At 42.4% G+C, this 13,057-nt stretch carries 10 protein-coding genes; 7 read left to right on the forward strand and 3 right to left on the reverse strand.

Features of this window, described 5'->3' with window-relative positions; genetic code table 11:
- Nucleotides 1-1,482 carry a cytochrome-c oxidase, cbb3-type subunit I gene (ccoN, locus tag B2863_RS13980; RefSeq protein WP_057760799.1) on the reverse strand — a complete coding sequence of 494 codons (1,482 nt, stop codon included), beginning with the start codon at nt 1,480-1,482 and terminating at the stop codon, nt 1-3.
- A gap of 866 nt (nt 1,483-2,348) precedes the next feature.
- Between ccoN and B2863_RS13985 the strand changes: the two genes are divergently transcribed.
- On the forward strand, nt 2,349-2,738 hold the full coding sequence (locus tag B2863_RS13985; RefSeq protein WP_057760797.1) for an SCP2 sterol-binding domain-containing protein: 390 nt from the start codon (nt 2,349-2,351) through the stop codon (nt 2,736-2,738).
- Between the two features lie 117 nt (nt 2,739-2,855).
- Here the strand turns inward: B2863_RS13985 and B2863_RS13990 are convergent, their stop codons facing one another.
- Complete coding sequence (locus tag B2863_RS13990; RefSeq protein ID WP_296211609.1) at nt 2,856-3,830, reverse strand: hypothetical protein; 975 nt, start codon at nt 3,828-3,830, stop codon at nt 2,856-2,858.
- Between the two features lie 444 nt (nt 3,831-4,274).
- On the opposite strand from B2863_RS13990, the gene B2863_RS13995 reads away from it, so the two are divergent.
- From B2863_RS13995 to B2863_RS14005, 3 genes are all read left to right on the forward strand, one after another.
- Nucleotides 4,275-5,510 carry a lipoprotein-releasing ABC transporter permease subunit gene (locus B2863_RS13995; protein WP_296211611.1) on the forward strand — a complete coding sequence of 412 codons (1,236 nt, stop codon included), beginning with the start codon at nt 4,275-4,277 and terminating at the stop codon, nt 5,508-5,510.
- Between the two features lie 57 nt (nt 5,511-5,567).
- A complete protein-coding gene (gene lolD / locus B2863_RS14000; RefSeq protein ID WP_057760792.1) occupies nt 5,568-6,248 on the forward strand; it encodes a lipoprotein-releasing ABC transporter ATP-binding protein LolD in 681 nt (226 codons plus the stop codon).
- A gap of 169 nt (nt 6,249-6,417) precedes the next feature.
- Nucleotides 6,418-6,723: a hypothetical protein gene (locus tag B2863_RS14005; RefSeq protein WP_201567460.1), complete on the forward strand. Its 306-nt coding sequence runs from the start codon at nt 6,418-6,420 to the stop codon at nt 6,721-6,723.
- A gap of 63 nt (nt 6,724-6,786) precedes the next feature.
- On the opposite strand, the gene B2863_RS14010 is transcribed toward B2863_RS14005, so the two are convergent.
- Nucleotides 6,787-7,362: a DUF2062 domain-containing protein gene (locus B2863_RS14010; protein ID WP_227522947.1), complete on the reverse strand. Its 576-nt coding sequence runs from the start codon at nt 7,360-7,362 to the stop codon at nt 6,787-6,789.
- A 245-nt stretch (nt 7,363-7,607) separates the two neighbouring features.
- On the opposite strand from B2863_RS14010, the gene B2863_RS14015 reads away from it, so the two are divergent.
- The 3 genes from B2863_RS14015 (at nt 7,608) to B2863_RS14025 (ending at nt 13,022) form a co-directional block, all read left to right on the forward strand.
- On the forward strand, nt 7,608-10,526 hold the full coding sequence (locus B2863_RS14015) for a ComEC/Rec2 family competence protein (RefSeq protein ID WP_296211613.1): 2,919 nt from the start codon (nt 7,608-7,610) through the stop codon (nt 10,524-10,526).
- A 272-nt stretch (nt 10,527-10,798) separates the two neighbouring features.
- Nucleotides 10,799-11,851 (forward strand): signal peptide peptidase SppA, encoded by a 1,053-nt coding sequence (gene sppA / locus B2863_RS14020; protein WP_296211615.1) that lies wholly within the window; start codon nt 10,799-10,801, stop codon nt 11,849-11,851.
- Between the two features lie 280 nt (nt 11,852-12,131).
- The gene (locus B2863_RS14025; RefSeq protein ID WP_296211618.1) at nt 12,132-13,022 is read left to right on the forward strand and encodes an alpha/beta fold hydrolase; all 891 of its coding nucleotides are present in this window, start codon (nt 12,132-12,134) and stop codon (nt 13,020-13,022) included.
- Nucleotides 13,023-13,057 lie beyond the last annotated feature (35 nt).

A 13,057-nucleotide genomic window follows, 5' to 3' on the forward strand; every position in this document is an offset into this window, starting at 1 on the left:
TTATACGTTAGCTGTCGAAGGTTTTTCGACACTAGGTTCATGATCCGTTGGATCAGCGACATCTACAGGCTTACCTTCTGGCATTTTGAGTGTTTTATAGCAGTTATAAGCCATTACAAACATACCCGATACATATAAGAAGCCACCAAATGCACGGCCAATATATGGGAAATGCGAGAATTCAACAGTATCAACGAAGCTATATACCAAAGTACCGTCTGGGTTAGTAGCAAGCCACATCATGCCTTGGCCAATACCTGAGATCCACATAGACACGATATAGAAGATCGTTCCTGCAGTCGCAAGCCAAAAATGCGTGGTGATTAAGCTGATAGAGTACATCTTCGGTTTGTTATAAATACGTGGTAACAGTACGTATAGCGAACCAATCGTAATCATACCAACCCAGCCAAGTGCGCCTGAGTGTACGTGACCAACTGTCCAGTCAGTGTTGTGCGATAGCGCATTCACTGTTTTGATAGACATCATTGGGCCTTCGAACGTCGACATCGCGTAGAACGACAATGCAACAATCATAAAGCGAATGATCGGATCGGTACGCAGCTTATCCCAACTACCTGATAGCGTTAGTACACCGTTAATCATACCACCCCAAGATGGTGCAAACAGGATGATTGAGAAGACCATAGCAAGAGACTGCGTCCAATCAGGAAGCGCTGAATAATGCAAATGGTGACCACCGGCCCACATATATGAAGCAATCAATGCCCAAAAGTGAACGATAGACAAACGATAAGAATAGATAGGACGACCAATCTGTACAGGAACGAAATAATACATCATTCCAAGGAAGGCTGCCGTTAAGTAAAAACCTACCGCATTATGCCCGTACCACCACTGCACCATCGCATCAGTTGCACCGCCAAATAGCGAATAAGATTTGAACGCGCTAACTGGAATCGCCATGCTGTTTACGATGTGTAGTAATGCAATCGTAATGATGAAAGCGGCAAAGAACCAGTTAGCCACATAGATATGTGAGGTTTTACGTTTGATGAGCGTACCAAAAAATACAATGGCATAAGAGATCCATACCAAGGCAATTAAGATATCAATAGGCCACTCAAGCTCAGCGTATTCTTTAGTCGAGGTCAAACCTAGAGGAAGGGTAATAACGGCGGATACGATAACCGCTTGCCAACCCCAAAAGGTAAACCAAGCCAAGTATGGCGCAAATAAGCGCGTTTTACAGGTACGCTGAACGATGTAATATGACGTTGCGAACAGGGCAGAGCCACCGAACGCAAAAATGACCGCATTGGTATGTAGCGGTCTTAAACGACTAAAGGTCAGCCATGGAATGTCAAAGTTGAGTGCTGGCCATGCTAACTGTGAAGCAATGAACACACCAAGACTCATGCCGACGATGCCCCAAACGACAGCCATGATCGTAAAAAATCTTACGATAGTAATTTCATACTCACGGTCAACTGGGGCGACTGCTGTGTTTTGTAAACTCATTGGATGATTCCTTTACAGCCCGAATTATCAACAGAATTAACCAACAATCTATGTTGTCTGCACTATAAATACTCTCAAATTTGTATTTATACTAGCGCCAACACATGTTGTTTTTTGGCTTATTTAGCGCAATGACGTCATTAACTATCGATTTAGGCCCTTACTGTCTATTAGTTAATACTAATAAATAGAAATAGGCATTTCATACACTTTACTTAAAGTCAATCGATAGTAGGATTGTTAATAGATCATCAAGGTAAATAAGAAGACGCGCCGTTTTGAGCATCAAACATCTCATAAGGCTAAATATGTATCTTAATTATTACGAAAAAATCTGTACTAATGAAGATAGATACCCATATCTATAGGGCTATTAAAACGCATTGACCATAGATGTATGCTAGCGGCGGCTGACAAAAAACACGATTATGTAATGTTTGGTTAAAACTCCCGACTCTGTTTAAGGGTATTGTAACGCAATCCTAATTAAATATCATCAGAACTATGCGCCAAAATACAAACTCTTTGGTATAAATGTTAGCGAGCAACTTATTATTGCTGTGCTACTCCTCTATTTTATACACAATTTTGTCACTATTCTAGATGCTCATTTTGATTGAATAGGGGGAAGCGCTCGCTAGACATAAGCGTAGGCTTGCAAAGAAGTTTTGTAACAATAACATTGCTGAGCCGATAAATAGGTTTTACTTCTTATCAAGTCGCCCTTTATAATGAGGCTGAACGTCATTAATGGCTATGTATTGCATAGATCTATTGATAGCAATCATTTTAATAATTCTAATAGTTAGGCCAATATTGCCTCAAGGGTATTGGTCTGACAGAATATCAATTAAGGATAATATAATATGGCAGTTTTTTTGACAGATGAATGGTTTGAGCAAGTAGAAAAAATGGGCAATGAAGCAGGTGAGTTAAATTTACCGCCAGTACTTGCCAATATGGTCGTCAACCTAAAAGTGGCTGAAGCTGATAAAACTATCGAAGCCAATTTTGCCAATGGTCTGCTGCATCGCGGCTTAAACGATAATGCAACGACGACGTTGCTATTAGATCGCGATATCCTACAGTCTATCATCACTGATTTTGATACCAATCAAATTATGGGTGCATTTATGAGTGGCAAAATCCGCGTCGAAGGCGATATGTCACAGCTAATGGCAGTACAGACTGCTCGACCAAGTGCAGAGCAAAAAGAGCTATACACTCGTATCAAATCAATGACGACAATGGCTTAATCGCGTATTTATACGATTTTTGCGTTGTAAGTCAGTAAGACACAAAAAAGCCCCTAATTCATATTAGGGGCTTTTTTATTGCGCAATCAAATAGGCATAAAAAGTCTCTCAAACAGTCTAGCTAGCTTTTGATTGCTGCGTCGCATTTGATTGGTTTTCTTTGTATATTGCTGCTTGTAGCCATACGTTTGCTTGGACGTAATCATGTACTTTGATGCTATTAGTCTCAGCAGTGTTGAGCGCACCGATACGCACTACAAAAGGATCTGCGTCTTGCTCACGTAGCGTCACCACATCAAACAATATGATAGATTTACCATTAAATACGGTTTCTTGCTTGCCAAGTACTTGACCCTGACACCAAGCTTCATCTTCTTGTCCTAACGTATCGCCAAACAAGTAAGCACACATATGACCCAAGTTAATCTCGACAGGTGCCATTTGTTCTTTGGTTTCAGGCTTCCATTCACTGATTTGCTCTTGCAGGTCGTTAGGGATTTTTCCGTCATTTGCTGCCACGATGTCGTTGAAGGCACGGTGATAACGGATAGACTCTTGGTCTTCGACCATGATGACTTCGTTTTGCTCGCTTAGCTTAATTTCGTGCGCCCAAGCACTAAAGTTGACATAGTAAGAGGTATCGCGCTGATATAGATGACGGTTGGTCGTATAGAGTTGATCAAACGCATAAATGATACTGCCATCAGCAGTACGTAAGCGCAACACGGCATCATGTGAGTTGTCATTGGCGATGACACGCTCAATTTTACAGTTCAATCCGTAAGGACTATCGACACAAGGGTAGGCATTGATAAAGCATTCTGGCTTACCATCTTTCATCGCGAGCACTTGATTAATATGGCATGGCTGATCTTCTGATAGAAGCAGGCAGCTGTCTTTTGCACTGACGTTGTTGTTCAGGCCTTTAGGCATCGCTGCGACTTCGATCATTTTTTGTAACCATTCAGGCACATCATGACTCATATCATCGGTCAGAATACGCCAGTGATCGGCGTGACCTGCAGACTGCTCATCGGTCAACGTGATCTTGGTGGGAGATTGAATGTTTTTGTATTGATAATTTATGGTCATGAAAATACTCAAAATTAAGTCAGCGTGAGGTTTGTATCTAATACTGTGTTTGCTTGTGTACCATCCAACATTTTAAATGATTGGTTTATGATGGTCAGCGATATTATCAGTAAATAGTGAGTAAACCTCAATGAGGGGTTAATGACAATTGTCTTTAGCATATAATATATAGGTATTGGTACAGCTAATAGCAAGCCCCCTATAAAAAATAATAACAAAACCCAGTTTTTTGGTAAAAAATACTCTCAGTTGTTGCTAATGACTGGCACATATCAGCTAGTTTGTGTCAAACTAGCTCCCTTTTGACAGCTGTTATTGGCTAGTCTGACCCCCTGTTTTTGTGTTTGATTTATATGTGAGTAGTAGCAACTGTATGATGCATTTACTACTGCTCGTTATGCAACCTATATAAAGTCGCACGTAGATAAGATAAAGAGTTTGAATATGTTTCGTCCTTTAGCGTTATTTATCGGCTTACGATATACCCGAGCAGAACGTAGTAATGGCTTTATCTCCTTTATATCACTCATCTCGATGATTGGTCTGACGCTTGGGGTTGCCGTATTGATTACGGTGCTATCAGTGATGAACGGCTTTGACCGTGAACTGAAAACCCGCATTTTGGGAATGGTGCCGCAGGCTACTGTGGTCTCATCAGAAATTATTGGTGACTGGGAACAGCTCGCTGATCAGATCAAAGAAGACCCAGAAGTGGCAGGTGTGGCACCATTCATTCAACTGCAAGGGATGCTGACATCAAATGGTCAGGTCGCAGGGATCATGGTGACAGGCGTCGAGCCTGAATACGAAAAAAACGTCTCCATTATCAATGAGCACATGATTGAAGGTAGTATTGACACCCTGAAAAGTGGTGATTTCAGTATCGTGTTGGGCGAGGAGATGGTGCAGTCTTTGGGTCTGCAAATAGGGGATAAAGTGACGCTGGTATTACCAGAAGCGTCGCCATCACCAGCAGGCGTGATACCGCGGTTTAAGCGTTTTACTCTGACAGGCATCTTTACGATCAGCCCAGAAGTAGACAGCCTTATGGCGTTTATCCCGATGGGAGATGCGGCAAAATTACTGCGTTTACCAGAAGGTGCGCAGGGCGTACGCATGAAGCTTAACGATATCTTTACTGCGCCGATAGCTGCGGAAAAAGCGGCTGCTATCGCACCTGAAAAGCTATATCCAAATGACTGGACACAGACCCATGGCAATCTGTTTGGGGCAATTCAAATGGAAAAAGCCATGGTCGGCCTATTACTATTTTTGATTATCTTAGTTGCTGCTTTTAACATTGTCTCAAGTCTGGTCATGCTAGTGACCGATAAAAAAGCAGATATCGCAATCTTAAAAACCTTTGGTGCGTCTCCTCGTTTGATTACGCAAGTCTTTATGGTTCAAGGTGTGGTTATCGGGGTCATCGGTACTATCGCTGGTACGATATTGGGTGTGATATTTGCGCTTACGGTCAGCGATATTTTAGGCTTTATTAACCAAGCCTTTGGTCTGAACCTATTTGATGCGTATTTTGTCAATTACTTGCCATCACAGTTGCGTTTGTTAGACGTGGTATTAATTACAGGTGCATCGTTTGTACTGAGCTTTTTGGCAACGATTTATCCAGCGCGCCGAGCGGCTAAGATTCAGCCTGCTCAAACGTTACGCTATGAGTAATCCCAAACGCCCAAACATCGAAATAAATACCGAAATAAATAAAATAAAGGAAGCGCTATGTCTGCCATTTTAGAGGCGACCAATATCAATAAGATATATGATGAAGGCGCGGTCAGTACACAAGTATTGACTGGTCTTGATCTGACTGTTCATGCGGGTGAGCGCATCGCTATCGTTGGTACCAGTGGTTCAGGTAAAAGTACGCTGTTACATTTGCTTGGTGGTCTAGATACGCCAACGAGTGGTGAGGTTTGGTTGCATGGTCAGTTATTAAATAGCATGAATGAAACTGAGCGCGGTGCAATGCGAAATAAGCATTTGGGCTTTATTTATCAGTTTCATCACCTGTTGGCAGAATTTACAGCAATCGAAAACGTAGCTATGCCATTGCTGATGCGTCCAGAAGTATCAACGACTGATGCTCGCAAGCAAGCGGTTGAGATTCTAGAAAATGTCGGTCTTGAGCATCGTTTGATGCATAGACCAGGTGAGCTATCAGGTGGCGAACGTCAACGTGTAGCGATTGCACGCGCGCTAGTGACTAAGCCATCGCTTATTTTGGCAGATGAGCCAACAGGTAACTTGGACTATGACAATGCGCAAAGCGTATTTGGTCTGTTGTCAGAGCTACAAAGCACTATGCAAACCGCGCTACTTATGGTGACGCATGATCGCAATTTGGCGGCGCTTGCTGACCGTCAGTTGTTGCTACGCAATGGGCATTGGGAACAGTATTAATAATTTTTTATATTAGGTCGAAAAACTGACCGAAACGCCATTTATTGGCGTTTGTTATGGCTATCATATTGAAAAGTTATTGTTGTATTATTAAGAAAATATATCATAGGAACTAGCGATTAAGCGGTTGTGAGCCAGCCGCCTTATCTATTTTATAAGGATGCGTAAAATGCGTGAAGATGATAATCCAATTGCGGCTTTTGGCAGTGCGGAAGAGGGTGATGAGCCGTTAAAGCCTTACATCGATCCAACTTTGTTTGAAGCGCTCGATAGACAGGCACAAACTGAGCTACTGACCCCTGTGTTTGATGCTATCACTTTGGCTGGGGTTGATTATGACCTAAAAGTCCAAGATAGCGCGACAGGTAAGCGTTATACGCTCTGTAAAAATGATGAAGTCATTGAGATCGTACCGATGGATAGCAATTTCACTGATAAAGTTTTGAACGCTATAGAGAACAGTAAAGAAGAATAAGCTCTGCTTGCTTAGTTTAGCTAGGGCGTAAGCGTTATAGCAGTGTAATAACGATAGAGAACCTTATAACTTGTCAGATTCGTCAGAAGGTTTTTGCTGACGTTTCTGCCAGCTCGCTACGGTCTTATAACGCCAAATGGCCTTAAATGCCAAACCGCAAATAAGACTGGTGACTACAGCTAAAATCGTTAGTCCGATACAAAATGCAGCAAGCGATACTGTACCGCGATAAGTAATGAACGGATTGGCGCCGTTTGATAATGCCCATAAGCTAAAATCAGCAATCATTCTACCGATGAATCGCAAGCTAATCACAGGTGCATCAATGATCTTTGCACCGATATAGTATCCAGCATAGAAGATTGGCAAGCTAGTGACTGGGTTGGTAATCCATGTCAAACCAAGCGCCATAGGAACATTGGCACGAAAAATAAGCGAGCCAATGAGCGCCAGTAACATCTGTCCTGGCAGCGGAAAAAATGCACTCAGTACACCGATATAGACAGCCTTATTTAGGCTATGTCGATTGAAATGCCATAACCTTGGATCAGCCAAGTGCGGTGCAAACAGCTTTAAAGTGCGACTTTCTAAGATTTTCTCTGGTGTAGGAAGTAGGTCTTTTAGACGTTTTTGGGGCACAGGATCGCCTTTAATCATTAACTACAGTCTACTCAATGATATTGAGAAGCTGGTATAAAGTAATATATGGTGAGTAGGATAAAGGTTAGAACACACAGAATGGTGGTGTCAGATAGTTACCACCTAATACGTTGCCTCAGTATAGGGTAATATAAATATAAATGCTATTGCATCGCGTGCCATTTGCTATAGTAAGTAACCATATTTGGCCGAATAATATTTAAGTCATCAAGCAAGGAGTGCTGGTGTACTGGTTGATTGGTAGCCTCATAATTATAGTTATGATGGGCGTATTGGCAGTCGCAGATAATGTGATAATGCCAACCGACTTATCTTTGCTAGAGACAGTTGGTACGTCTAATCTGCCTTTGGCGCTGATTGTATTTGCTATATTTCTGTTGGCTTCTGCTCAATTCAACATACCCTCGATAGACAGCCACAGCGCTGATAACAGTACCTTTAACAATGCATCTCGTCATACTAAACTTCCTTTCCGAATTATTAGATACTTAGTCCTAGCTTTGCTAACGGCTGCATTAGTGATAGGCAGCGCATTGCAAGCTTTGGTTACTCATCAACGAGCAGAAAGCACTGAAATAACTGCACCGGTACGAGTACAAGCGTTAGTGCGTATCGAAGGGTTGAGCGACAGTGTTTATGATGCCACTGCAGACAGCGGGTATCGCCAAGTAGCAGTGATAACGAACATCGCTCCATTAGTCGCTGAGCTGACGCCGATAGAATTAGCAACTAAAACATCCGACTACTTAGATGCAAATAAAAATAGCCTAAGCACTAATAACGATGTTAATCCCAATGAAATTAGTCTCAAAGTTAGCGAACACCGAGTCCTACTTAACGCCTATCCAAAAAAGTCTGCAAATGATAGCCAGTTTGCATTCTTAAACGATTTGCAGCCCGGCGATGAGATATTCATTAGCCTAGCACTGGCGCCGTTAGCTACTTCTGAGCAAGCAGTCAATAACCCTACTGGTTTTGACAGTTATCGCTGGTTGCGAGGTCGGCATATTGATGGCGTTGCGAATATTTTGGCCATTAGTCCTACATTGGTAAACAGTAGCGAAATTAGCAATGAAATCAGCGATGAAAAATATTCGAAGCAGTCGCTAGACTCTGATTCTTATCTTCAGCGCTTTCGTACTCGTATCGATCAGGGGCGTTGGCGATTACGACAGCATTTCTATCAAGACTGGTCAGCGCAAACGACAGCAGAGCAACAATCAAAAGCCGTTACATTAAGTCTGCTTACGGGTGATCGTAGCTTGATTAATCGTGATACTAAGGACTTATATCAACTGGCGGGTATCTCACATCTGCTCGCTATTTCAGGTACGCACGTACTATTTTTAGCTATTGTGCTAGCAGGTATAGTCGTACTGCTGTTTGATCGTAATTATTCAACGATTTACCGTCGGATTCCGCGCTGGCAAGTGCGCTGGTGGGTAATGATTGGTGCTGCTTTTATTTATGCGCTATTTACTGGTTTTGACGTGCCTGCTGCCCGTACGGCTTGGATGTTATTAGCGATTGGATTCGTCAGATTAACATTACTTCCTATCAGTACGATGCGCGTGCTATTAGCGCTAGCTGTATTGATGGCTTGGGGTGACCCTTACGTATTATGGCAGGCGGGATACTGGCTATCTTTTATTGCAGTGGCGTTATTACTCAAGTATGACGATAAGTCGTATCAGCATCAGACTACTGCTGTAACGAATTTATACGATGATAAGCCACGTACTCATATCAATAACGTGCTATCTAACCGTGTTTGGCAAATGGTTAAGCGTGTGTTTAAATTACAGTTTTGGCTGTTTCTTACTTTATTACCCGTTACGTTGCTTTTATTTGGTAAGGCGTCGTTATGGGGCCTTTTTATCAATTTACTTGCTATCGGGCTATTTGGTTGGGTGATTGTACCGCTCAATTTATTAGCCGGGTTGTGTTATCTTTTGGTGCCAAGTATCGCTGATATTCTTTGGGTAATTATTAGTACGATAGTTGGTCATCTACACGATTTGATGAGTTGGCTGACGTCATTGCCAGCGCTATCGGATGCGTGGCTCTATACACCAGTTAATATCGCGATACTATCGATGGCTTTGCTAAGTGCATTGCCTTGGCTGTTGCCACGAGGTTTACTCAGTCGTTGGTTGATGTTACCACCATTAACGTTGCTGATGATGACGGTGTATGCCAATCAGCAGTCACTGGTAACTGTACCGACCCTATATATTTTGCCAACGGGTGATTCGTATATAACGGCGGCATTGCTGCAATATCCTACCGTCAACGAAGACAGTACCAATTGGTTGTTCTTATCTGATCACAGACCAGCCTCTACACGAACGATGCCAAGCAGCCTGACAGCAGAAAAATTATCTGAAAATTTGAAGCAGCAACTGGGCAGTTTATCTGTCGATAAGTTAGAGAGTATTGTCGTACAGAGTAGCAATGTCGGCCTGACTGATACGTTAATCTCTGACAATAAGAATATTGCTAATACCAAAAATTCTGAATTACTGCCGATAACCGTTGCGCAATTAAATGACCACTTAACCATTAGCCAATATTGGCAAGCAGGGCGCTCTGATCTTTGGTCTACGTTTCAGCAAGCCTATAAAACAATTAGGCAATCTGAAAATACGCCTACTATCAGTGTCCAACGTTGTGAGCAAGGCAAAACATGGCAGTCGACTAACGATGAATTGTCAGTACAGGCCATTACTGGTTGGACCAAGATAGGTGATGCCAGCGTTTGGGATTGTACGATTGCTCTTGATACTAAATTGCCAATACGCGTTCTAAGATACAATGCGGCAGACCCACTCAATTCGTTACCTGTCAAATCACCTGTCAATCGTCAAGCACAAATAGTATCTAACCAGTTAACTGGCAAACAGTCAGAGTCTTTCCAGTCGCGTTTGATTTTAAATGCTGATACTCATCAACGCGCTTGGCAACTGTGGTCATTACTATGTTCAGTTGAATCGAATAATGATGACATGCTATTCAAAAATACAAGGTGGCTTGGTCATAGTGCTTCGCAAATTACAGGCGATGTCATAAGTCGTCAGGGAGTCGATGAAGTTATAACCTATGATAATAAGCCGTTAGACGCGGCATTATCGCTAAACAACTAAATAACATTGATAGCATTCCCAACGCCGAGACTACTAACCCTCAAAAATAAGGCTTATATTATCAGCGTTACAATATAGTGATATTTCACAGTTATACTATTGAACCATTATCGAAATACCACCATACTTAGCAGCCTATTAATACAGGTCACTGACTATTAACATAGGTCACAGATATGGTGAGACAGTATCAGGTATATACCACCGTTCTAGCTGTATTTCTCGACAACCTCATTTTATTGTTTTAGATTGTTTCTAACTTAGGAAGTTATATGCCCAACTGGCCACCAGACCCTAACAAACGTCCTGATAATTCGGCAAATCAGCCAACGCAACCGCAGCAACCAAGCCCGCCAAGTGGACAAGAATGGAAGGTGCTGGAAAACACGTTATTAGCGAGTGTGGTTGAGCAGCGCCGCGCTCGTCGTTGGAGTATCTTTTTTAAACTACTGACCTTTGGTTATATCTTATTGATATTTTTGACCCTTGGTCGTGGTTGCAGCAGTGCGCCAACAGGTATGGACGCAGTCGATACTAGCGATCCGCATTTGGCAGTGGTTGAGCTGCAAGGCGTCATCAGTAATGACGATGTGGCCAATGCGTATGATGTTAATGAAGCCTTGAGAGACGCTTTTGCAAACAGTAATTCAAAAGCAGTGGCATTGGACATTAACTCACCTGGCGGTTCACCAGTACAGTCTGATGAGATTTGGCAGACCATGATGGACTTACGACAAGAGTACCCAGACAAAAAGCTTTATGCGGTGATTGGTGATATCGGTGCTTCAGGTGCTTATTATATTGCGTCTGCCGCAGATGAGATTTATGTCAATCCGTCAAGTTTGGTCGGCTCTATCGGTGTCATTATGCCAAGCTACAATGTTAAAGGTTTGATGGACAAAGTTGGTGTAGAAGATCGTACGATTACGGCTGGTGAGTATAAAGACATCTTAAGCTTATCTCGTCCATTGACTGACTATGAAGAAAATCATGTCGAAAAAGTACTAGCAAACACGCACAAGCATTTTATCAACGCTGTCAAAGAAGGTCGCGGTAACCGTCTGAAAAATCCTGAGCAAAACAAACTGTTCTCAGGGCTATTCTGGACAGGTGAGCAGTCTATTGAGCTAGGCTTAGCAGACAAAACAGGTAGTATCACAAGTCTAAGTAAGCAACTCGACCTTGATACGATCATCAGCTATAGCCCAACTGATCCGTTCCAAATGTTTATGGATCGTTTTGCAGTGAAGTTAGGTGCCGGTATTGGCTCTAGCGTTAGTCTTGACGTATTGCCACAAGAAAGCAACACTGGGCAAATGCGTTAATCGTTTTATGTTTTAGATATAATGTGTATGATTGTTAAGGCTGAGCATATAATTGTGCTCAGCCTTAATTGTATGCAATACCAAATAAAAAACCTTGGCCCAAGTGATAGCCTGATTAAATTAGCTATACAACTATAACCATCAAACACAGTCGTCAAACTTGCCATATAAACATGGTTGGTTTTGAAGAAGTTATTTTTAATGCTGTTGGTTTTGATAATGGTACAAGGTTCAATCATTAAAATAATATATAACATAAATGATCCCACGAGAGTCTGTCATGAGTGATGAAATAAATTTACAGTCCTTTGCTAAACTACCTGTCTCTGAAATAACCAATAAACCTGTGCTGCATTTTGCCCATGCTAATGGAATGCCAAGCGCGGTATATGAGCCTTTTTTTAAAGGTTTATCAGAATTTTTTACGATTGAGTATATTGCGATGTTGGGTGATACGCCCGATTATCCAGTAGATGATCATTGGCGTAGTCTGACGCAGCAAATCATTGATAGCGTAAACAGTGCCTGCAAAAAGCATGGCGTTGCACAGGTAGTAGGAGTGGGGCATTCGCTTGGGGCCATGTGTACGTTGCAGGCCACGTATCGTCAGCCTGAACTATTTGCACAAGCGGTGCTTATGGACCCGCCTTGGATTTATGGCAAAGTCAGCTTGTTGTGGCATTTGGCAAAGACAGCAGATAGATTACCGCTTATGAATAATCGTCTGATGGACAAACTGTCACCAGCTGGCGTGTCCAAACATCGCCGTGATGTGTGGGATAGCCGGGATGAAGCATATGAGAAAATGCGACATAAAGGGTTTTTCAAGAATTTTGATGAGCGTAGCTTTCAAGGATATATCGATCATGGATTACATGAGCGCGCTGATGGTAAAGTGACATTGGCTATTCCTAAAGCCAGCGAAGTTGCTGTGTTCCGTACCAATCCATCTTGGTATTGGCTGGCACCAAACCGTGGCCCTAAAGTTCCTGTGACTTTAATCATTGGTCAAGACAGCATCTTTTTGAAACGTCGCTTTCCACAGCAGATAAAATCGCGCTTGGGCATTCCTTATGAGACTCATGAAGGGGGCCATATGTTCCCACTTGAGCATCCAGAGTCTGTTTCAATGCAGGTGCTAGGATTGATCAAGCAGCAACTGTCCGAATAAACGCAACATATCATCAGTCATGCTTGTAATGGATA

Source organism: Psychrobacter sp. UBA3480, assembly GCF_002377945.1.
GTDB lineage: Bacteria > Pseudomonadota > Gammaproteobacteria > Pseudomonadales > Moraxellaceae > Psychrobacter.

Excerpts from the sequence above, each read along its gene's own strand:
- ccoN (WP_057760799.1), bottom strand. The coding sequence starts at position 1,482 with ATGAGTTTACAAAACACAGCAGTCGCCCCAGTTGACCGTGAGTATGAA.
- B2863_RS13985 (WP_057760797.1), top strand. The coding sequence starts at position 2,349 with ATGGCAGTTTTTTTGACAGATGAATGGTTTGAGCAAGTAGAAAAAATG.
- B2863_RS13990 (WP_296211609.1), bottom strand. The coding sequence starts at position 3,830 with ATGACCATAAATTATCAATACAAAAACATTCAATCTCCCACCAAGATC.
- B2863_RS13995 (WP_296211611.1), top strand. The coding sequence starts at position 4,275 with ATGTTTCGTCCTTTAGCGTTATTTATCGGCTTACGATATACCCGAGCA.
- lolD (WP_057760792.1), top strand. The coding sequence starts at position 5,568 with ATGTCTGCCATTTTAGAGGCGACCAATATCAATAAGATATATGATGAA.
- B2863_RS14005 (WP_201567460.1), top strand. The coding sequence starts at position 6,418 with ATGCGTGAAGATGATAATCCAATTGCGGCTTTTGGCAGTGCGGAAGAG.
- sppA (WP_296211615.1), top strand. The coding sequence starts at position 10,799 with ATGCCCAACTGGCCACCAGACCCTAACAAACGTCCTGATAATTCGGCA.
- B2863_RS14025 (WP_296211618.1), top strand. The coding sequence starts at position 12,132 with ATGAGTGATGAAATAAATTTACAGTCCTTTGCTAAACTACCTGTCTCT.